This window comes from Streptomyces sp. NPDC056480, from assembly GCF_042795405.1.
Lineage (GTDB): Bacteria > Actinomycetota > Actinomycetes > Streptomycetales > Streptomycetaceae > Streptomyces.
This window is the reverse complement of the sequence record NZ_JBHTSA010000064.1, coordinates 21,535-40,436: the sequence shown is the minus strand read 5'-3', so window position 1 is coordinate 40,436 and position 18,902 is coordinate 21,535. Positions and strand designations below refer to the sequence as shown.

Genomic DNA, 18,902 nt, shown 5'->3' with positions numbered 1-18,902 from the left:
CTCTCCTCGCCCCGTACGACTGTTCGCGGAACGATTCTCCTCGCCCGGCCCGTGAAGGGATACGGGAAGGAGGGCCGGAGGGATCAATCCACGACGTCGATCGTGACCCGGTTGGTCTCGACGCCCGCCGCCGTCACGACCGAGACCTCCACCCGGCCCGGCTCCACGTCCGCCGGGAGGGGGACGGTCAGGGCGGCGTCGGTCGGGTTGGCGAAACCGCCCGGGACCGGGACCAGCGGCACATGGGCGTGGACCGGGCCGATACGGACGACCAGACGGGTCAGCGGGTCGGGAGCGCCCGCCCCGGGCGGGACGAAGCCGCAGCCGCGGATCTCGATGTCGTCACCCGTGCGGATCGGGGCGTCGAGGTCGCCGGCCTCCCGGGACCTGACCACGGAGTGGATCGTGGGGCGGACGCCCTCGGTGCACTTCGCGGCGAGGTGCCAGACGGCCGAGACGCCGACGAGGAGCACCAGGGACCAGGGCACACCGGGGAGCCCGGCCGGGTCGTGGGCGAGGGCGACGGCCGCCAGGACCAGGACGGAACCGGAGACGAGGACGTACTGGACGTCGGCGAGCGCGGCCCGGCCGGCGTCGTCGCACAGCAGGTCGGCGGCGCGCGGCCGGTCGGCGCGCACCTTCTGCAGGCGGCGGGACGCGATCCCCGCCGCGACGACGAGCCGGGCGGTCACCGTGACGGCCGACACCAGGGCGAGGACGGTCAGCAGACCGGCGCCCCGGGCAAGGCCGAAGGCGCTCGCGCCCGGTGCCCGGAAGGCCAGGAAGACCAGGGCGTATCCGAGGAGGAGGAGCCAGGCCGCGGCGACGGCGCGTGAGGTGGAGAGCCGGTTGTCCTCGCCGATCAGCGGGGCGAGCAGTCCGCCGCGGGAGCGGTGGGCGTGGGCGGCGGCGCTGAGGAGGACGGCGAGGACCACGGCGGTGCAGAGACCGGCCGTCCGGGCGCCGGTCCAGCCGCCGCCCACGGCGGTGAGGGCCTGGCCGAGGAGCAGGACGACGACGGCGCCCCAGACTGCGGCGAGCCCCCCGCGCCGGACCCGGTCGAACCAGGCCACTCCGGCCTCCCGGCCGTGCGCGGCCACCGCGCGGGCGGACTGGGCGAGCTCGTCGGAGACCCACTGGCGGGCGGCGACCGGGGAGTGGGCGACGGCCGCGGGGACGCCGTGACCGGCGGCGAGTTCGTCGCGCCGGGCGAGGAAGGCGGCGACGGCACGCCGGTGGCCGGTCTGTCCGCAGTGGGCGCAGCCCGCGCAGGCCGTCGCGTGCTCGCCGTACCGTCTCGCCTCTTGAACCGCCACGGTGCTCACTTCCCGAGCTCACTTCACGACACGTACCGGTGCGTCCCGGAGGGTCAACCAGCCGTTGATTTCAGGGAATTGTGTCGTACCGGCGGCTCCCGCACCTGCCGCGTGCGCCCCGCCGGAGGGTGATTGCCGCGCCATCGCATTGACGTACAGAAGGGTGAAGCGATGGTGTTACGACAGGAGTTCGGGCTCCGTGCGGCTGATCCTGCGCCAGAGCGGCTGGTAGTTGATCCAGGCGACGAGGTCGCTGCCGAGCTGTTCGCGGGTCGCGACGGCCTCGCGGTGGTCGATCAGGACCGGTTTCCCGGCCGCCCGGGCGGCCAGCTGCACCTGGGCGCAGCGCTCCAGGGCGATGAACCACCAGGCGGCCGCGTCGACGGAGGCGCCGACGGTGAGCAGTCCGTGGTTGCGGAGCACGATCGCCTTGAACGAACCGAGCGCGAGGGCGATCCGGCGCCCCTCCTCGGGGTCCACGGTGACGCCGGTGTAGGCGTCGTACAGGGCGTGGTCCTGGTAGAAGGCGCAGGCCTCCTGGGTGATCGGGTCGAGGAGTTCGCCGAGCGAGGCGAGGGCCCGGCCGTGGAGGGAGTGGGTGTGGGCGACGGCCACGGCGTCGGGCCGGGCCCGGTGGACCTGGGCGTGGACGGTGAACGCGGCCTGGTTGACGTGCTGCCCGCCCCGGACGACCTGCCCGTCGCCGTTGACCAGGATGAGGTCGCTCGCGGCGATCTCCTCGAACGGCGCCCCGAAGGGGTTCACCCAGTAGCAGTCGGGGAGTTCGGGGTCGCGGGCGCTGATGTGGCCCGAGACGCCCTCCTCGTAACCCAACCGCCCGAAGACCCGGAGCGCGCCGGCGAGCCGCTGTCTGCGGTGGGTGCGTTCCTCCTCGGCCGTCGCGTGGACGGGCGGCATGGCGAAGTGGAGCCGGTCGACGGGGACGGGGTCGGGTATCACGCTCATGCGCCGGAAGGTAACGCCCGGCTGGTCAAGTCACCAGAGTCCGGACGCCATGGAAAGACGCCTTCGCGAGGGGCCGGACACGACGGAGCCGCCGCCCCGAGTGGCGGGGCGACGGCTTCACACACCTACGGGAGGGACTACTCCCACTCGATGGTGCCCGGGGGCTTGCTCGTGATGTCGAGGACGACGCGGTTCACGTCGGCGACCTCGTTGGTGATGCGGGTCGAGATCTTGGCCAGCACGTCGTACGGCAGGCGCGACCAGTCGGCCGTCATCGCGTCCTCGGAGGAGACGGGACGCAGCACGATCGGGTGACCGTAGGTGCGGCCGTCGCCCTGGACGCCCACGGAGCGGACGTCGGCGAGCAGGACGACCGGGCACTGCCAGATCTCGCGGTCGAGACCGGCCGCGGTGAGCTCCTCGCGGGCGATGGCGTCGGCCTCGCGCAGCAGGTCCAGGCGCTCCTTGGTGACCTCGCCGACGATGCGGATGCCGAGGCCGGGGCCGGGGAAGGGCTGGCGCTGGACGATCTCCTCCGGCAGGCCGAGCTCCTGGCCGACCATGCGGACCTCGTCCTTGAAGAGCTGCCGCAGCGGCTCGACGAGCTCGAACTCGATGTCGTCGGGGAGGCCGCCCACGTTGTGGTGGGACTTGATGTTGGCGGTGCCGGTGCCGCCGCCGGACTCGACGATGTCCGGGTAGAGGGTGCCCTGGACGAGGAAGGCGACCTCGGGGCCCTCTTCCTGGAGGATCTCCAGCTGCGCCTGCTCGAAGACCCGGATGAACTCGCGGCCGATGATCTTCCGCTTGGTCTCGGGGTCGGAGACGCCGGCGAGGGCGGTGAGGAAGCGCTCCTGCGCGTCGACGACCTTGAGGTTGACGCCGGTGGAGGCGACGAAGTCCTTCTCGACCTGCTCGGTCTCGCCCTTGCGCATGAGGCCGTGGTCGACGTACACGCAGGTGAGCTGCGAGCCGATGGCCTTCTGCACGAGCGCGGCGGCCACGGCGGAGTCGACGCCGCCGGAGAGGCCGCAGACGGCGCGCTTGTCGCCGACCTGGGCGCGGATGGCCGCGACCTGCTCCTCGATCACGTTGCCCGTGGTCCAGCTGGGCTCGATGCCGGCGCCGCGGTAGAGGAAGTGCTCCAGGATCTGCTGGCCGTGCGTGGAGTGCAGCACCTCGGGGTGGTACTGGACGCCGTAGAGCTTCTTCTCGTCGTTCTCGAAGGCGGCGACCGGCACGACGTCCGTGGACGCGGTGACGGCGAAGCCCTCGGGGGCGGCGGAGCAGGCGTCGCCGTGCGACATCCACACGGACTGCTCGACCGGGGTGCCCTCGAAGAGGGTGGAGCCGGCCTTGGAGACGTGCAGCTGGGTCCGGCCGTACTCGCGGGCGCCGGTGTTGTCGACGGTGCCACCGAGGGTCGTCGCCATCAGCTGGAAGCCGTAGCACATGCCGAAGACGGGGACACCCGCCTCGAAGATCGCACGGTCGAGGCGCGGGGCGCCCTCGGCGTACACGGAGGACGGGCCGCCGGAGAGGATGATCGCCTTCGGGTTCTTGGCCAGCATCTCGGCCACCGGCATGGTGGACGGGACGATCTCGCTGTAGACCCGGGCCTCACGGACGCGGCGGGCGATGAGCTGGGCGTACTGGGCGCCGAAGTCGACAACGAGGACTACGTCCGGGTTGGTGACGTCGGGCGCGGCAGCGGGGGTCGCTGATGACACTACGGCGGCCTTCCGGCGGTAGGAGGAGGGTCCCCCGAAGGGGGGTGCTATTTGTCGATTCTACCGGCGCGCCGGTGGCGCTTTTCGTCTCACCATCCGAACCCGGGTTGGTCCCGGTCCGGCGCATGGGTCCATACTGTCGCCATGCGCAAGCTCACGACCTTCGTCTTTATCTATGGCAACCGGCCCACCGGCTGCCATGGTCGTGCTGCTTGAGCAACTGACAAGCGACTTCCCAGGCGCCCCGGGCTGACAGCCCGGGGCGTTCTGTCGTTCCCGGGCCGGTTCGCCCCGAGGCATCCGACACCCCAGGAGCCCCGCCATGACGACGAACACCGCCACCCCCGAGAAGACCGGCGCCCGCACCGACGAGGCGGCGACGCTGATCGGCGGTGCCCGTGAGCGCATCGACGCGCTCGACGACCGGATCATCGGTCTCATCCAGGAACGGATGGCCGTCTCGGCCGTCATCCAGGAGGCGCGGATCTCCTCCGGCGGCCGCCGGGTGAACCTGGCCCGCGAGATGGAGGTCCTCGGCCACTACAGGGACGCCCTCGGCAAGCCGGGCACGACGCTGGCGATGACGGTGCTGGAGCTGTGCCGGGGCCGCATCTGATCACGGGCGCCGCACCGGGTGCGTCCCCGGATCTGAGTTCGGACCCGCTCTCACCCGTACGGCGCGTGACCGGCTCCGGCCCGGCTTCGTTGGTCCGGGTGTCCGTGCCAGCCAGGGGCGGGCCCGTAAGAAACCACGCGTGGCTTCGCTGGGGCGTGTGGCGTACCTCCGGTACGTCGTGGGACCTCGCACCAGCGCTTGTGACCGGACAGCAGGGGACAGCAGCCCGGTCACCCAGAAGGAGCGGTCGGCCCCGGGGACGCTCGGGGCCGGCCGCAACCGGCTCTTCCGGTCGCGGCCCCCGCGACCGCCTGCACAGTGCGAACCCCTCGGAACCCTCTCCCACGCGGCGCAACCCCCCGGCGCCGCCCCGTTCGGCACCGCCGCTGCCCTGACACCGGTGCCGACCCCAAGGGCCCCGTGCCGCGACCGGAATCGCGCCACGGGGCCCTTGTCCGTACCCACCCCTCCGACGTGACGCGCGTCACACGAAGATCCTGTGCAACCGCTACAACCATCCCCACCGGTCACGGGTCATCTATGCAGCAACACCAAAGCTGGTAGGGGCGCTGCACTCGGAGGGGGGTGCAGCGCCCCTTACCTGTGTCCACCACAGGGCCGGCCCGCCGCGTCGGTCACGACGCCTTGGGCGGGACCACCGGCATCCCCAGGAACGGCAGCCGCAGCGCGCCGAAGGCCTCCGCCGGGACGGCGGGCGACTTGGGCTCCACCGCCGCGATCCGTACGTACGCCTCGCCCTGGCGCGGCCGCGGGTCCTCCTCGCCCTTGTTCGGCCAGAAGGACATCGCCCGCTCCGCCTGCGCGGTGATCGTCAGCGACGGGTTCACGCCGAGGTTCGCGGAGACGGCCGCGCCGTCGACGACGGAGATCCCCGGGTGCCCGAAGAGCCGGTGGTACGGGTCGATGACACCGGACTCGGCGTCCGCGCCGATCGGACAGCCGCCGAGGAAGTGCGCGGTCAGCGGGGTGCCCATCAGCTCGCCGACGTTGGAGCCGGCGAAGCCGTTGATCTCCTCGGCGAGGAGGGAGGCGGCCTTGGTCGCCGCCTCGATCTGCGTCGGATTCGGGGCCCCGTGGCCCTGGCGGGCGGTGAGCAGGCCCTTCCCGACGCCGCCCGGCTTGCGGTAGGTGGTCAGCGAGTTGTCCAGGGACTGCATGACGAGGCCGATGATGGTCCGCTCCGACCAGCGCCGGTTGGACAGCGAGCGGGCCGCGAGTGCGGGGTGCTTGACGATCTCGAGCAGCCACCTGCGGACCCGGTGCGCGCCGTAGGGCACCTGGAGGATCGTCAGCGCGCCCATCGAGTTGGAGCCCTTGCCGTACCGGACGGGCTCGATGTGGGTGTTCTCGTCGGGGTGGATCGAGGAGGTGATGGCGACGCCGCGGGTGAAGTCGGCCCTCTCCTTGCCGTGCTTCTTCCGGTAGCGCCGGTCGGTGGTCTGCGAGCCGACGAGGCCCTCGGAGTTGGTACGGGTCAGCTCGCCGAGCCGGGCCGAGACGTGGGGCAGCAGGCCGGTGTCCTTCATCCGGTGCAGCAGGGTCTGGGTGCCGTACGTGCCTGCGGCGATGACGACCTTGCGGGCGGTGAAGGTACGGCCCCTGCCCTTCCTCCGGTTGTCGGAGGGGAGGGTCTTGACGGCGTAGCCGCCCCGCGAGTCCTCGGTGACCGCGACGACCGAGGTCATGGGGTGGACGGCGGCGCCCGCCTTCTCGGCGAGGTGGAGGTAGTTCTCGTTGAGGGTGTTCTTGGCGCCGTGCCGGCAGCCGGTCATGCACTCGCCGCACTCGGTGCAGGCCTTGCGGGAGGGTCCGGCCCCGCCGAAGAACGGGTCGGGCACCTCGCCGCCCGGCTTCGCCTTCGCCGTCCCGTCGCCGTCCTGTCCGTCCCCGAAGAACACCCCGACGGGCGCCATGTGGAAGGTGTCGCCGATGCCCATGCTCTGCGCGGTCGCCTTGAGGTGGACGTCCGACGGGGTCATGGTCGGGTTGATCCGGACGCCGAGCATGCGCTTGGCCTGGTCGTAGTAGGGGCTCAGCTCCTCGCGCCAGTCCGTGATGTCCTTCCACTGCGGGTCGTCGAAGAACGGGGCGAGCGGCTCGTAGAGGGTGTTGGCGTAGTTCAGGGAGCCGCCGCCGACACCGGCGCCCGCGAGCACCATCACGTTGCCCAGCAGATGGATCCGCTGGATGCCGTAGAGGCCGAGGGCCGGGGCCCACAGGAAGTTCTTCACGTCCCAGGAGTTCTTCGGCAGGGTCGCGCGGGTGAAGCGGCGCCCGGCCTCCAGGACGCCGACCCGGTAGCCCTTCTCGGTGAGGCGGAGCGCGGTGACCGAGCCGCCGAAGCCGGAGCCGACGACGAGGACGTCGTAGTCGTACGCCTCGTCCTCCGCCTGCTCCTGATTTTGGGAAGGGGGTACCGCGGTCATGGCTCTCCTCGTACGAAAAGGGGACAGTCGGGATGGGGAGGCGCGGCGCCGGCTCAGCGCAGGCGCAGGGCCTTCATCGCCTTCAGGGACACGCTCATGAACGCGGCGTACTTCTCGTCGTCCATCCCGAAGGAGGGCGCGAGCGGGATCAGCCGCTGCTGGGCGACGGTCTGGGCCTCGGTGTACTTGAGGATGCCCTCGGAGCCGTGGCGGCGGCCGAGCCCGGAGTCCTTCATGCCGCCCATCGGGGACTGCACGCTGCCGTAGGCGGGGGCGTACCCCTCGTTGATGTTGACGGTGCCGGTGCGCAGCCGGGCCGCGACCGCGTGGCCACGCCGCGAGTCCTTCGTCCAGACGGAGGAGTTCAGGCCGTACGGGGTGGCGTTGGCGAGGTCGACGACCTCGTCCTCGTCGCGGAAGCGGTAGATCGAGACGACCGGACCGAAGGTCTCCTCGCCGCAGACCGCCATCGGGGCCTCGACGCCGTCGAGGATGGTCGGCTCGAAGAAGAGGGGGCCGATGTCGGGGCGGGCGACGCCGCCGGCGACGAGCGTGGCGCCCTTGGCGACGGCCTCCTCGACGTGCTTCGTGACGGTCTCCAGCTGGCGGTCGCCGACGAGCGAGCCCATGTCGGCGCCGTACGCGAGGGAGCTGCCGAGCCGCATGGCCTTGGTGCGCGCGGCGAAGCGCTCCAGGAAGACGTCGGCGATCGACTCGTGCACGTAGAGGCGCTCGATGGAGATGCAGAGCTGTCCGGCGGAGGAGAAGCAGGCGCGGACGGCTCCGGCGGCGGCCTTCTCGATGTCGGCGTCCTTCAGGACGAGCATCGCGTTCTTGCCGCCGAGTTCGAGGGAGACGCCGACGAGCCGGGCGGCGGCGCCCTGGGCGACCTCGCGGCCGGTACGGGTGGAGCCGGTGAAGGAGACGTAGTCGGCGTGCTTGACGACCTCGGGGCCGACGACCGGGCCGTCGCCGAGGACGACCTGGAAGACCTCGGCGGGCAGTCCGGCCTCGATGAGCAGGTCACGGGCCCAGAGCGCGGTGAGCGCGGTCTCCGTGTCGGGCTTCATGACGACGGCGTTGCCCGAGACGAAGGCGGGGAGCGCGTCGCCGACGGAGAGTTCGAGCGGGTAGTTCCAGGGGGCGATCTGGCCGACGACACCGCGCGGCTGGCGCAGCTCGGTGACCTTGGTGAGGGTCGGCACGACGCCGGTGTGGCGGCGGGGCTTCAGGTAGGAGGAGGCCTTGCGTCCGTAGTGGCGGGCGGCGACGGCGACCGCCTGAACCTCCTCGTGGGCGTGCAGGCGCGCCTTGCCCGTCTCCAGCTGGATGAGGTCGAGAACCTCGGACTGGCGCTGGAGGACGAGGTCGTGGAAGCGCAGGAGGACGGCGGCGCGGGCCCGGACCGGGGTGGCGGCCCAGGCGGCCTGGGCGCCACGCGCGCGCGTGAAGGCCTCGGCGACGTCCTCGGGGGTGGACTCGGGCAGGTCCGCCAGCTTCGCCCCGGTGAACGGGGTGTGGTTGGCGGTCCGGCCGGAGCCGACGACGCCGCGCGTCAGCCGGGCGACCACCTCGGGCGTCACGACGTCTTCGGCCGTGCGGGCGCCGGCGGGCGCGGGCGCGACCGGGTTGGTCGCCCCGGCGGGCGCGGCGGCTCCGGCCTGCGCGGCGGGGACGTCGGGAACCGAGGGGGCGGCGGGGGCCTGCGAGTCCGTCATGGGCCCGAGCGTAGGCGCCGTTCCGCCCTTTGGGTACCCGTCGGTAACGCGTTTTCACCGGGTGCGCACATCACGCCAGCGATCACTGGCACATAAGCCCTGATCAGGGGCTTATGGCTGTGGAGAGGCCCGTGCCGGAGATTCTCACCGGCTTCAGTCGCCCGGGGCCCGCCAATGCTGGAGGACGACGTCGAACTGCTCGCGGGTGGTCTCCCAGCTGGACTCCGGGGACGACATGTAGATCGCGTACTCCGTGCCGTCGTCGGCGTAGTACATGAGGTCGATCGCGTGCCGCGGCCCGGGGAAGTCCCGCTTCTCCGTCCAGGTGAACTCCCACAGGCTGGACCGGACCTGGTCGCGATAGGTGGTCTGGCCGAGCTTGACCCGGGTGTACTCCATCCGCTTCGCGACGATGCGCTCCAGGTCGAGCGCGTGCATGTACGGGTTCTCGAAGTCGGGGCTGGAGTCGATGTTGATCCGGATGCGGTGGTTGCCGTTGTCCGGCGTGTAGTCGATGTTGTCGCCCTCCGTCTGCCGCTTCCAGCCCTTCGGCACGACGATGCTGAAGCCCTCGCGGTCGTCGACGCGGTGCCAGCCCTCCGGGATGTCGCTCGGGGTGGCCCGGGTGGTGGTGGGGGCGGGGGCGGGGCCGGTGGTCGTGGTCCGTCCGGTGTCGCCCCGGTCGCCGCCCGCGTAGTTCATGGCGGCGAAGACCGCGCCGCCCGCGACGAGGCCGGCGAGCAGCGCGGCCAGGACGGCGGTACGCCAGCTCCTGCCGCGGCCCGAGCCGGAGGCGGTGGGGCCGCCGGACGGCGGCACGATGGTGGGCGGGGAGGACTGCCCGTGGGGTCCCTGAGATCCCTGCCGCGAGTGGGGCCCGTGGGGCTGCTGAGAGGGCTGGGGCGAGCGGGACTGCTGGGCCTGGCTGAACGGGTGAGGCTGGCCGGACTGATGAGGCAGGTTGGACTGGTGAGGCTGGTTGGACTGGTGGGGCGGCTGGGCCGGGTGGGGCCATGGGGCGGTGCCGGACGGGGTCGTCGCCCGGGCCGTGCCCGTCGGCCCGGGGCCGCCGGACTCCTCCCCCGGCGTGACGGGTTCGTGGCCGGAGACGGAACCGTCCCCGGTCGGGTCCAGGTCCTCCCTCGCCACCCGCTGGGTCGGCACGTAGGCCTGCGCCGCCGCCGGGGTACGCCCCTCCATCGCGTCGAGCAGCATCCGCCCGGCCTCGTCGGCCTGCGGCCGCTGCGCCGGGTCCTTGCGCAGCAGGGCCACGATGACCGGGGCCAGCGGACCCGCCTTCTCCGGGTACGGGGGCTCCTCGGCCACCACGGCCTGCATGGTGCTGATCGGCGAGGTGCGGCGGAACGGCGAGGTGCCCTCCACCGCCGTGTACAGGGTGGCGCCGAGCGACCAGAGGTCGGAGGCGGGACCGGGGTCGCCGCCCCGGACCCGCTCGGGCGCCAGATAGTCGATGGAGCCGACGAGTTCACCCGTCCGGGTGATCGTCGCGTCGCCCTCGATCGCCGCGATCCCGAAGTCGGTGATCAGGACGCTCCCGTCACGGGCGAGCAGGACGTTGCCCGGCTTGACGTCCCGGTGCAGCACCCCGGCCGCGTGCGCGGCGCGCAGCGCGCCGAGGACGTGCAGACCGATCCTGGCCGCCTCGTGCGGGTCGATCGTGCCCTTCTCCTTGGCGGCGTCGGCGAGCGAGGGCCCGTCGACGTACTGCATCACGATCCACGGCCGGTCGTCGTGCTCCAGGACGTCGTGGACGGTCACCACACCCGGGTGCGTGATCCGCGCGGCGGCCCGCGCCTCCTTCTGCGTACGGGCGTGCAGCACGAGACGGTCGGCCTCGGCCACGAACCGGCCGGCCGTCAACTCCTTCACCGCCACGACGCGGTGCAGCACCTCGTCGTGCGCGCGCCAGACCTTGCCCATGCCGCCGCGTCCGATGGACTCGCCCAGCCGGTAGCGACCGGCGAGAAGCAGCCCCGCGCCTGTGCTCTGAGAATGTTCCACTTGCCCCCGCCCGTTCCTTCGGATGCCAGGTTACGGAGGGGGGTACGGGTCGCGGAACCTCGGGGCCGCCATAGGAACAGCACTGTGACCGGGGGCCGATGGGCATTCCGGGCACCCCCTCCCGACACGGTCCCGCTCAGCGGCCCGGACGGAACGCCTTCGTGGCCTCGTCGAAGATCTCGGAGACCTTCTTGCTCCGGTCCTCCGGGCCGATGACCTGCACGACGTGGTACCGGCCTCCGGCGATCAGGGCGAGATTGCGGACGAACACCTGACGGCCCGTGCTGTCCAGCCACCAGTAACTGCCCGTGGCCGTCGCCGTCGTACCGATGTCGACCCGGCGCGTGTCGTCCGACCGCGACCAGCTCGACCCCCGGAACGGCTCCAGTTCGCGCTCCTTGGAGTTCTGGTACTCCAGCGGATCGGAGCCGTTGTCACCCACGCTGTCCCGGCCGGGAACCACGATCATCGTGAAGTCGCCGCTGGTGTAGCGCACTTGCCCGGCGTCGTTGATCGGGCTGCGCCGCCACCCGTTCGGCACCCCGATCCGGAACCCCTCGGGGTCCTGCCGCAGCGTGTACCCGGCGGCGAGGGCCGGAGCCGAGGGGTCGGCGGCGGGCGGGGTGGTGCGCGGGGTGGCCGGCGGTCCGCTGGTCGGCGGGGCCGTGGTCGGCCCCTTCGTGGCGGACGGAGGGCTCGCGGGTGCGGTCGTACCCGGGGTCCGGCCGGCCGTGGGAGCGGTCGGCGCGGTGGGCTGCTCCCCGTCGCCGGACATGAAGAGGACGGCGTACGCGACGGCGCCGCCGAGCAGCAGGAGGACGAGGAGCAGGAGCGTACGGCCGAGGGCCTGCGGGGAGCCCGGGGGCCGCGAGGCCGGCGGTCGGCCGCCACGGGGCGCCCTGGTCGCGCGGGGTGCGCGGGGCGCTCTGGACGCGCGCTGGGGAATCTCCTCGTGGAACGACTCCTGGAAGTCCTCCCGGTACTCCTCGCGGAAGTCCCCCCGGACGTCGTCCCGCACGGGCGCCGGCCCGTACTCGTGCGCGGGGAGGTCGTCGTGACGGGCGTGCGCCTGGGCCGGGGGACGCGGGTCCTTGCCCCGCTTGTGGCGGTGCCGGCCCGCTCCCGCTCCCCCGCGCCGACGGCGCACGAGCTCGCCGCGCCGGCGCACGATCGGCAGCCGCTTCTCGTCGAAGGACGGCAGCGGTACGACTCCGACACCGGCCTCCGGCTCCGGAGCCGAGCGCACCAGGGAGCGCAGCCAGCCGCGCAGCTCCTCGAAGTCGGGGCGCTCGGTGGGGTCCTGGCGCAGCAGGGACTCCACGACCGGGCGCAGCGGGCCGCACTCCTCGGCGAAGGCGGGCGGCTCGGCGCAGACCAGCTGGACGAGCTCGGCTGCACTGTCCTCGGGGTAGGGGGCGTGGCCCTGAACGGCCCGGTAGAGGAGCGCACCGAGCGCCCACAGGTCGGTGGCGGGGCCGATCGGCGGGGCGAGGCGCCAGTTCTCGTGGACGGGGCCGGCCTGCTCGGGTGCCCAGCGCTCGGTGACGGCGCCGACGACCGCGATCCGGGTCTGCCGGGCCCGCTCGGCGGCGAGCCGGGTGGTCGGGCCGCGGTCCGCCTGGGCCTGGGCCGGGATCCTGGCCGGCTCCAGGGCCGCCTCCCCCCGGGCGCCGGCGGGGACCGGGAGCCGTGCGGGGTCCGGAGTGGCGGCCGTGTAGCCCGCGGGCAGGGCCGGACGACCCGAACCCGGCAGCACGGGGCCCCGGCCGGGGCCCGAACCACCACCGGCCGGGATCGGCGGGGAGCCGTCCCGCGAGGCGTGCGGGCCGTCGCTCCAGTTGCCTGCCAGCATCACGCGCGGCGGCGGACCCGGCTGCGGACCCGCGCCGTACGGCCCGTCGCCGTCGTCCTCGTCGTCCTCGTCGTCGTCCGCCACCCGCGCCCACCACTGCGGCTCGGGCGCGCCCGCCGCCTGGGCGGTCGGCGCCGGGGGCGGCTCGGGCGGGTCCACCGGCGCCGGGCGCTGCGCGGGCAGGGCACCGGTCTCGCCGAGCTTGGCGGCGGCGCGCGCACCGGCGCGGTAGGCGGCGATGGCCCCGGCGCGGGCGGCCCGCACGTCGGCGGTGGGCGGCACGGGCGCGGGCTGCGTCTCGGCGGCGGGCCCCGCGGGCAGCGCCCGGCCGTAGGGGTCGGTGCCGTAGCCACCGGGGGCGGTTCCGTAGGGGGACGGGGACTCGGCGTCGTCCGGGCCGGATTCGGCCGTGTACGCGTCGGGTTCGGTGGCGTACGAGCCGGACTCGGGGAGGACGTACGGGGAGGGTTCGGTCAGGTACGCCCCGGACTCGGGGACGGCGTACGCGTCGGGTTCGGTGGTGTACCTCCCGGACTCGGGGAGGTGCGCCTCGTCGCCGCGGCCGTACCCATGGCCGGACACGTGGCCGTACCCGTAGCCGTAGCCGTCGTCCGGCCCCTGCCGCTCGGCCGGCTCCTCGGCCGGCCCGTCGAGCAGCTCGTCGGCCAGGTCGTCGGCGGGCTCCTCGGCCGGCCCCTCGAACTCGTCCGTCCCGTACGGGACGTGCCCGTCGCCCTCCTCGTAGACCTCCGCCTCGTACAGCTCGGAGCCGTACTCCTCCGTGCCGTACCCCTCGGCGCCGTACTCCTCGGTGCCGTACTCCTCGGAGCCGTACCCCTCGGAGCCGTACCCCTCGGAGCCGTACTCCTCGGTGTCGTGCCCCCCGTCGCCGTACTCCTCCTCCGCCGGCGCCTGCCACGCCGTCGCGTCCGGATCCGGCTCCGGCACGGGTGCGTACCCGCAGAGCGCCTCCTCCGCTGCGCCCACCGCGAGGCCCGTGAGGACCACCCGGCCGTCGTCACAGACGAGCACGGTCCGGGCGGTGATGTTCCGGTGCACCCAGCCGTGGGCGTGGAGCGCGCGCAGTGCGGTGAGGACGTCGGCGCCGATCTCGGCCGCGCGGTAGGGGTTGAGCGGCCGCTCGGCGAGGAGCGCGGCCAGCGGCCGGGCCGCGATGCGTTCGCTCACTATCCAGAGCGAACCGGCCTCCGCGAAGACGTCGAAGACCTGGTCGAGCAGGGGATGGTCGGGGATCTGCGCGGCGGCCTGGGCCGCCTCGATCGCCCGGCGGACGACGGGCTCGGCCGGGCGGCGGGTGGCCCGCCCCGCGGCGCCGTAGGGGCCGGCCGGGCCGCCCTCGCCGTCGAGCACCTCGGCGTCGACGAACTCCGGCAGCGGCACCTGGCGGACCAGGACCTCCTGACCGCTGAACGTGTCGAAGGCCCGCGTCCCGGCCGGGTCGTACGCGTCCGCGTCCGTGTCCGCCGGCGGCAGCGGCAGGCGGTAGCGGTCCGCGAGCACCCTTCCCGCGTAGTCGTCCACGACGCCTCCCCACGCGCGCACGCTGTCCCCCGTGGACCCGCGGACCCCTCGGGATCGGGCGGGATCACGCGAGTCCGACAATTCCGGTCCGGCAGCGTGCAGTTATCGGCTCTGTTCGGCTGCGTACGGTCCTCGAACTCTCACGATACGTGCCGTCGGTCAGTCCTTGGGGCTGAACGTGGCGAACGCCGTGTCACGCAGCGTCTTGCACTCCGCGCCGTTCCACTCCTCCGCCTTGCAGCTGACCATGATGGAGTAGCCGTGCGTGGCGTCCACCTTGAAGCCGCGGTTGAGCACATGGACGCGCATCCCCTGCTGGGTGCGCTCGAACTCCCAGTCCGCGACCGTCGGGTAGCCCTTGTAGGAGACCGTCCGGATGCCGAAGTGCTTGTAGTTCTTGCTGGTGGCGGCCACGCCGATCTTGCCGAGCTCCCAGGCGGCCGCCGCGTTGTCCTTCGGGCTGGAGTTGAAGTCGACCTGGATGCGCGGGAAGCCGCCGCTCTCGCTGAATATCCCGCCACCGCTGTAGCCCGGTATCGAGCGGACCTCGAACGAGGCGGGCATCGCCATGGAGAAGTGGAAGCGGTCGTTGGTGACGAGGGTGTAGCCCGCGGGCAGCTGCGCGCCCGTGCCGCCGGGCTTGCCGGTCGGCGTGGTGCCGCTGCCGTTCGACCCGCCGGACCCGTCCGTGGAGCCCGTGGAGCCCGTCGTGCCGGTGCCGCCGGTCGATCCGTTGGAGCCGGTGTCACCGGGCTGCGCGCCGCCCTGCTGGCCGGCGCCGCCGGGCGACTGGCCCTTGTCGCCGCCCGATCCGCCGGAACCGTCGGAGCCGTCACCGCCGGCGGAGGCGCCGGCCGAGGCCGTGGTGCCCCCGCTGTCCTTGCCCTGGTTGCCCTCGTCGCCGCCGCCCCTGAGGGAGACCGCGAGGATCGTCCCAAGCAGGGCGAGCACGGCGACCGCGGCGATGATCACCAGCGTGCGGCGCGGTACGACGTCGGTCAGCGACGCACGGGCCGGGGTCGGCCTGCCACCGCTCGGCCGCGTCGCGGAGGCGGCCCCCGCCGCCGTCCTGGCGGCCGGCGTCGACGACGCCTTCGGGTCCGCCTTCACGGAGGCCGCCGCGTTCCGTACGGAGTTCAGCGCACCCCGCATCCGGTCGGCGGGTGCCTCGGGCGCCTTGCCCCGGTCGGCCGCCGGGGCCACCGGAGGCTGGTCGGGGCGCGGCGGCAGCGGGACGACCCGGGTGACCTCGGGGGAGACCGGGGGCACCGGATCGGGCGCGTCGAGCACCGCGCGGAGCAGGACCCGGGCGCGGGCGTCGTCGAGCCGCTGGGCCGGGTCCTTGGCGAGGAGGCCGTAGATGACCTTCTCCAGCTCGGGCCCGGCGTTCTTCGGCGGGTCGACGGGCTCGGTCATCACCGCGGTGAGGGTGGCGATGGCGGAGCCCTTGTCGTAGGGCGGGCTGCCCTCGACCGCCGCGTAGATGAGTCCGCCCAGCGACCACATGTCGGCGGCGGGGCCGGGCTTGTGGCCGCGGGCCCGCTCGGGCGAGATGTACGAGGGGGCGCCGACGAGCATGCCGGTGGAGGTGATCGAGGGGTCGCCCTCGACCTGGGCGATGCCGAAGTCGGTGAGGACGACCCGGCCGTCCTCGGCGATCAGCACGTTGGACGGCTTCACGTCGCGGTGCAGGATGCCCTCGCGGTGGGCCGAACGCAGCACGTCGAGGATGGCGAGGCCGACCTCGGCGGCGCGCCGGGGCGTGAGCGTGCCGTCCTCGCGGACGGCGTCCGCGAGGGACTTGCCCTCGATGAGCTCCATGACGATCCACGGACGGTCGTCCTCGTCGACGACGTCGTAGACGGTCACGGCGCCGTTGTTGCGGATCCGGGCGATGGCCTTCGCCTCGCGCAGGGTCCGGGTGATGAGGCGACGCTTCTCGTCGTCGTCGATGCTGGTGGGGAAGCGGAGTTCCTTGACGGCGACGGTCCGGCCGAGGGTCTCGTCGACCGCGCGCCACACCGTGCCCATGCCGCCGCGCCCGAGGACCCCGCCGAGCCGGTAGCGGCCGGCGAGGAGCCGGCCCTCGTTGACCGAGGCCTTGCGCCCCCGGTCGCCACCGGTTCCGCGCGCGGAACTCCGGGCCGGGGGACGGTCGCTCTCCCCGTCGCCGTCGCCCGCGCCGAACCCGGCCCGTCCGGTCGACGGCTCGGTTCCCCGCAGCCGCCCGCCGGACGCGCCCTGAACGTCCTTCACGTCCGGACCGCCCGGGGCGTCCTGAACGTCCTTCACGTCCCCGGCACCCGAGTCCTTCGCGCCCGCCCGGTCCGTGGACCTCGCGGGCTTCACCAGATCCGCCGGCACCGCGGAGTCCGCAGGCGCCGCGGTGGACGCCGCCGGTGTCCCGGCTTGCTCCGCACCCCGCTCGACCTGCGCGTTCCTCGCGTCCTGTGTGTCCTTCGCGTCGTCCCGCTCCGGCTCACGCGCGGCCGGGACCGCCCCTCGGTCGCCGTCGGTCGCGGCCCCCGCGGCGGCGTCCCGCCCGGGGTCCTTCGCCGTGTCCCGCGACTGCTCCGCCTCCGACATGCGTCCCCTCTGCGATCCCTGATCTTCGCCGCGTCTGCCGCTTCCCGCGCGATGCGGTAACCCGCCCTGGAAGAGAGGCCATTGTCCCTCACCTCCGGACGGGCGGCGCCCCCGGGTCCGTACTCCGGGATGACGACGCCCCCGCACACCCCCCAGGTTCCCACCCGCGCGTCCCGGACGTCCTGTCAGATCGGCACGATGTCCGGCGCCCCGAGCCGGGCGGCGTCCGCCGTCAGGTCGTCGGGCTGCCGCTGCGACTCCCGCTCGGCCTCGACCCGCTTCTCGTAGTGCTCGATCTCCTTCTCGATCTGGTGCTCGTCCCAGCCGAGGACGGGCGCCATCAGTTCCGCGCACTCGCGGGCGCTGAGCGTGCCCCGGTCGAAGGTCTCGATGGAGATTCTGGTGCGCCGGGTGAGGACGTCGTCGAGATGCCGGGCACCCTCGTGGGAGGCGGCGTAGACGATCTCGGCGCGCAGGTAGTCGTCGGCGGCCGGGAGCGGTTCGGCGAGGGTGGGGTCCTCGGCGATCAGGTCGAGGATCTGCTCCGTCAGGGAGCCGTACCGGTTGAGGAGATGCTCGACCCGGACGACGTGGAGGCCGGTGCGCGCGGCGATCCTGGCCCGCGCGTTCCACAGGGCCCGGTAGCCCTCGGCACCGAGCAGCGGGATGTCCTCGGTGACGCAGGGGGCGACCCGCTGGTCGAGGCCGTGCACGGCCTCGTCGACGGCGTCCTTGGCCATGACGCGGTACGTCGTGTACTTGCCGCCGGCCACCACGACCAGGCCGGGCACGGGGTGGGCGACGGTGTGCTCGCGGGAGAGCTTGCTCGTGGCGTCCGACTCGCCGGCGAGCAGGGGGCGCAGGCCCGCGTAGACCCCTTCGACGTCGTCCCGGGTGAGCGGGGTGGCGAGCACGGTGTTCACATGCTCCAGGAGGTAGTCGATGTCGGCGCTGGACGCGGCGGGATGGGCCTTGTCGAGGTCCCATTCGGTGTCGGTGGTGCCGACGATCCAGTGCCGGCCCCAGGGGATCACGAAGAGCACGGACTTCTCGGTGCGCAGGATCAGCCCGGTGGACGAGTGGATGCGGTCCTTGGGGACGACGAGGTGGATGCCCTTGGAGGCACGGACGTGGAACTGGCCGCGCTCGCCGATGAGGGCCTGGGTGTCGTCGGTCCACACCCCCGTGGCGTTGACGATCTGCTTGGCCCGGATCTCGTACTCCGCACCGGCCTCGACGTCCTGGACGCGGGCGCCGACGACCCGCTCGCCCTCGCGCAGGAAGCCGATGACGCGGGCCCGGCTCGCGGCCAGGGCGCCGTAGGACGCGGCGGTGCGCACGAGGGTGGTGACGAAGCGGGCGTCGTCCATCTGGGCGTCGTAGTACTGGAGGGCGCCGACGAGGGCGTCCTTCCTGAGGCAGGGGGCGACCCGCAGGGCGCCGCTCCGGGAGAGGTGCCGGTGGACGGGCAGGCCGCGGCCGTGCCCGGAGGAGAGGGACATCGCGTCGTACAGCGCGACGCCGGAGCCCGCGTAGAACCGCTCCCAGCCCTTGTGCTGGAGGGGGTAGAGGAAGGGGACCGGCTTCACCAGGTGGGGTGCCAGCCGCTCCAGGAGCAGTCCGCGCTCCTTGAGGGCCTCCCGGACCAGGGCGAAGTCCAGCATCTCCAGGTACCGCAGGCCGCCGTGGATGAGCTTGCTGGACCGGCTCGAGGTGCCCGAGGCCCAGTCGCGGGCCTCGACGATGCCGGTGGAGAGTCCTCTCGTGACGGCGTCGAGGGCCGTCCCGGCGCCGACCACTCCGGCGCCGACCACCAGCACGTCCAGCTCGCGCTCGGCCATGGCCGCGAGCGCCTCGGCGCGCTCGGCGGGTCCCAGTGTCGCTGTCCTCACGGCTTGCCTCCCGTCGTCCCCCGTCGTTCCCCGTCGTTCCAGCACGCGAACCGGGCCCTGTGGTCCGGCTCACAGCTCGATTCTGTCCCTCCCCGGCGACTTCAGCCACCGCCTCGCCACCGACCTGTGGATAACACTCGGCGACCTTCGACCCCACAATGCGGCATATCGGTCATATTTACGCCTAGTCTGACATTGCGCTCGACCCGTTCTGT

The 18,902-nt window shown here is 73.2% G+C and carries 10 protein-coding genes; 1 reads left to right on the top strand and 9 read right to left on the bottom strand.

The features are described from left to right. Positions 1 to 83: 83 nt before the first annotated feature. The 3 genes from ACFQ79_RS25440 to guaA all read right to left on the bottom strand — a co-directional run bounded on the left by ACFQ79_RS25440 (position 84) and on the right by guaA (position 4,012). Positions 84 to 1,316: a hypothetical protein gene (locus ACFQ79_RS25440; protein ID WP_383587293.1), complete on the bottom strand. Its 1,233-nt coding sequence runs from the start codon at positions 1,314 to 1,316 to the stop codon at positions 84 to 86. 177 nt (positions 1,317 to 1,493) lie between these two features. After that, positions 1,494 to 2,282 carry a class II aldolase/adducin family protein gene (locus ACFQ79_RS25435; RefSeq protein ID WP_383587290.1) on the bottom strand — a complete coding sequence of 263 codons (789 nt, stop codon included), beginning with the start codon at positions 2,280 to 2,282 and terminating at the stop codon, positions 1,494 to 1,496. Positions 2,283 to 2,419: 137 nt separating this feature from the next. Further along, the gene (guaA, locus tag ACFQ79_RS25430; protein ID WP_383587287.1) at positions 2,420 to 4,012 is read right to left on the bottom strand and encodes a glutamine-hydrolyzing GMP synthase; all 1,593 of its coding nucleotides are present in this window, start codon (positions 4,010 to 4,012) and stop codon (positions 2,420 to 2,422) included. 322 nt (positions 4,013 to 4,334) lie between these two features. Here guaA and ACFQ79_RS25425 point away from each other — a divergent pair, with 322 nt between their 5' ends. Then, complete coding sequence (locus ACFQ79_RS25425; protein ID WP_383587284.1) at positions 4,335 to 4,628, top strand: chorismate mutase; 294 nt, start codon at positions 4,335 to 4,337, stop codon at positions 4,626 to 4,628. Positions 4,629 to 5,263: 635 nt separating this feature from the next. On the opposite strand, the gene ACFQ79_RS25420 is transcribed toward ACFQ79_RS25425, so the two are convergent. The 6 genes from ACFQ79_RS25420 to ACFQ79_RS25395 all read right to left on the bottom strand — a co-directional run bounded on the left by ACFQ79_RS25420 (position 5,264) and on the right by ACFQ79_RS25395 (position 18,687). After that, positions 5,264 to 7,075 (bottom strand): GMC oxidoreductase, encoded by a 1,812-nt coding sequence (locus ACFQ79_RS25420; RefSeq protein ID WP_383587281.1) that lies wholly within the window; start codon positions 7,073 to 7,075, stop codon positions 5,264 to 5,266. A gap of 53 nt (positions 7,076 to 7,128) precedes the next feature. After that, positions 7,129 to 8,793 (bottom strand): succinic semialdehyde dehydrogenase, encoded by a 1,665-nt coding sequence (locus ACFQ79_RS25415; protein ID WP_383587279.1) that lies wholly within the window; start codon positions 8,791 to 8,793, stop codon positions 7,129 to 7,131. A 153-nt stretch (positions 8,794 to 8,946) separates the two neighbouring features. Beyond that, positions 8,947 to 10,815, bottom strand: a complete 1,869-nt coding sequence (locus tag ACFQ79_RS25410) for a protein kinase (protein ID WP_383587276.1) — start codon at positions 10,813 to 10,815, stop codon at positions 8,947 to 8,949. Between the two features lie 136 nt (positions 10,816 to 10,951). Continuing rightward, positions 10,952 to 14,209 carry a protein kinase gene (locus ACFQ79_RS25405; RefSeq protein WP_383587273.1) on the bottom strand — a complete coding sequence of 1,086 codons (3,258 nt, stop codon included), beginning with the start codon at positions 14,207 to 14,209 and terminating at the stop codon, positions 10,952 to 10,954. 159 nt (positions 14,210 to 14,368) lie between these two features. Continuing rightward, positions 14,369 to 16,795, bottom strand: a complete 2,427-nt coding sequence (locus tag ACFQ79_RS25400) for a serine/threonine-protein kinase (protein WP_383587270.1) — start codon at positions 16,793 to 16,795, stop codon at positions 14,369 to 14,371. A 185-nt stretch (positions 16,796 to 16,980) separates the two neighbouring features. Further along, positions 16,981 to 18,687, bottom strand: a complete 1,707-nt coding sequence (locus ACFQ79_RS25395; RefSeq protein WP_383587268.1) for a glycerol-3-phosphate dehydrogenase/oxidase — start codon at positions 18,685 to 18,687, stop codon at positions 16,981 to 16,983. Positions 18,688 to 18,902 lie beyond the last annotated feature (215 nt).

Coding starts and splice junctions, on each gene's coding strand:
- ACFQ79_RS25435 (WP_383587290.1), bottom strand. CDS start 2,282: ATGAGCGTGATACCCGACCCCGTCCCCGTCGACCGGCTCCACTTCGCC.
- ACFQ79_RS25425 (WP_383587284.1), top strand. CDS start 4,335: ATGACGACGAACACCGCCACCCCCGAGAAGACCGGCGCCCGCACCGAC.
- ACFQ79_RS25420 (WP_383587281.1), bottom strand. CDS start 7,075: ATGACCGCGGTACCCCCTTCCCAAAATCAGGAGCAGGCGGAGGACGAG.
- ACFQ79_RS25415 (WP_383587279.1), bottom strand. CDS start 8,793: ATGACGGACTCGCAGGCCCCCGCCGCCCCCTCGGTTCCCGACGTCCCC.
- ACFQ79_RS25400 (WP_383587270.1), bottom strand. CDS start 16,795: ATGTCGGAGGCGGAGCAGTCGCGGGACACGGCGAAGGACCCCGGGCGG.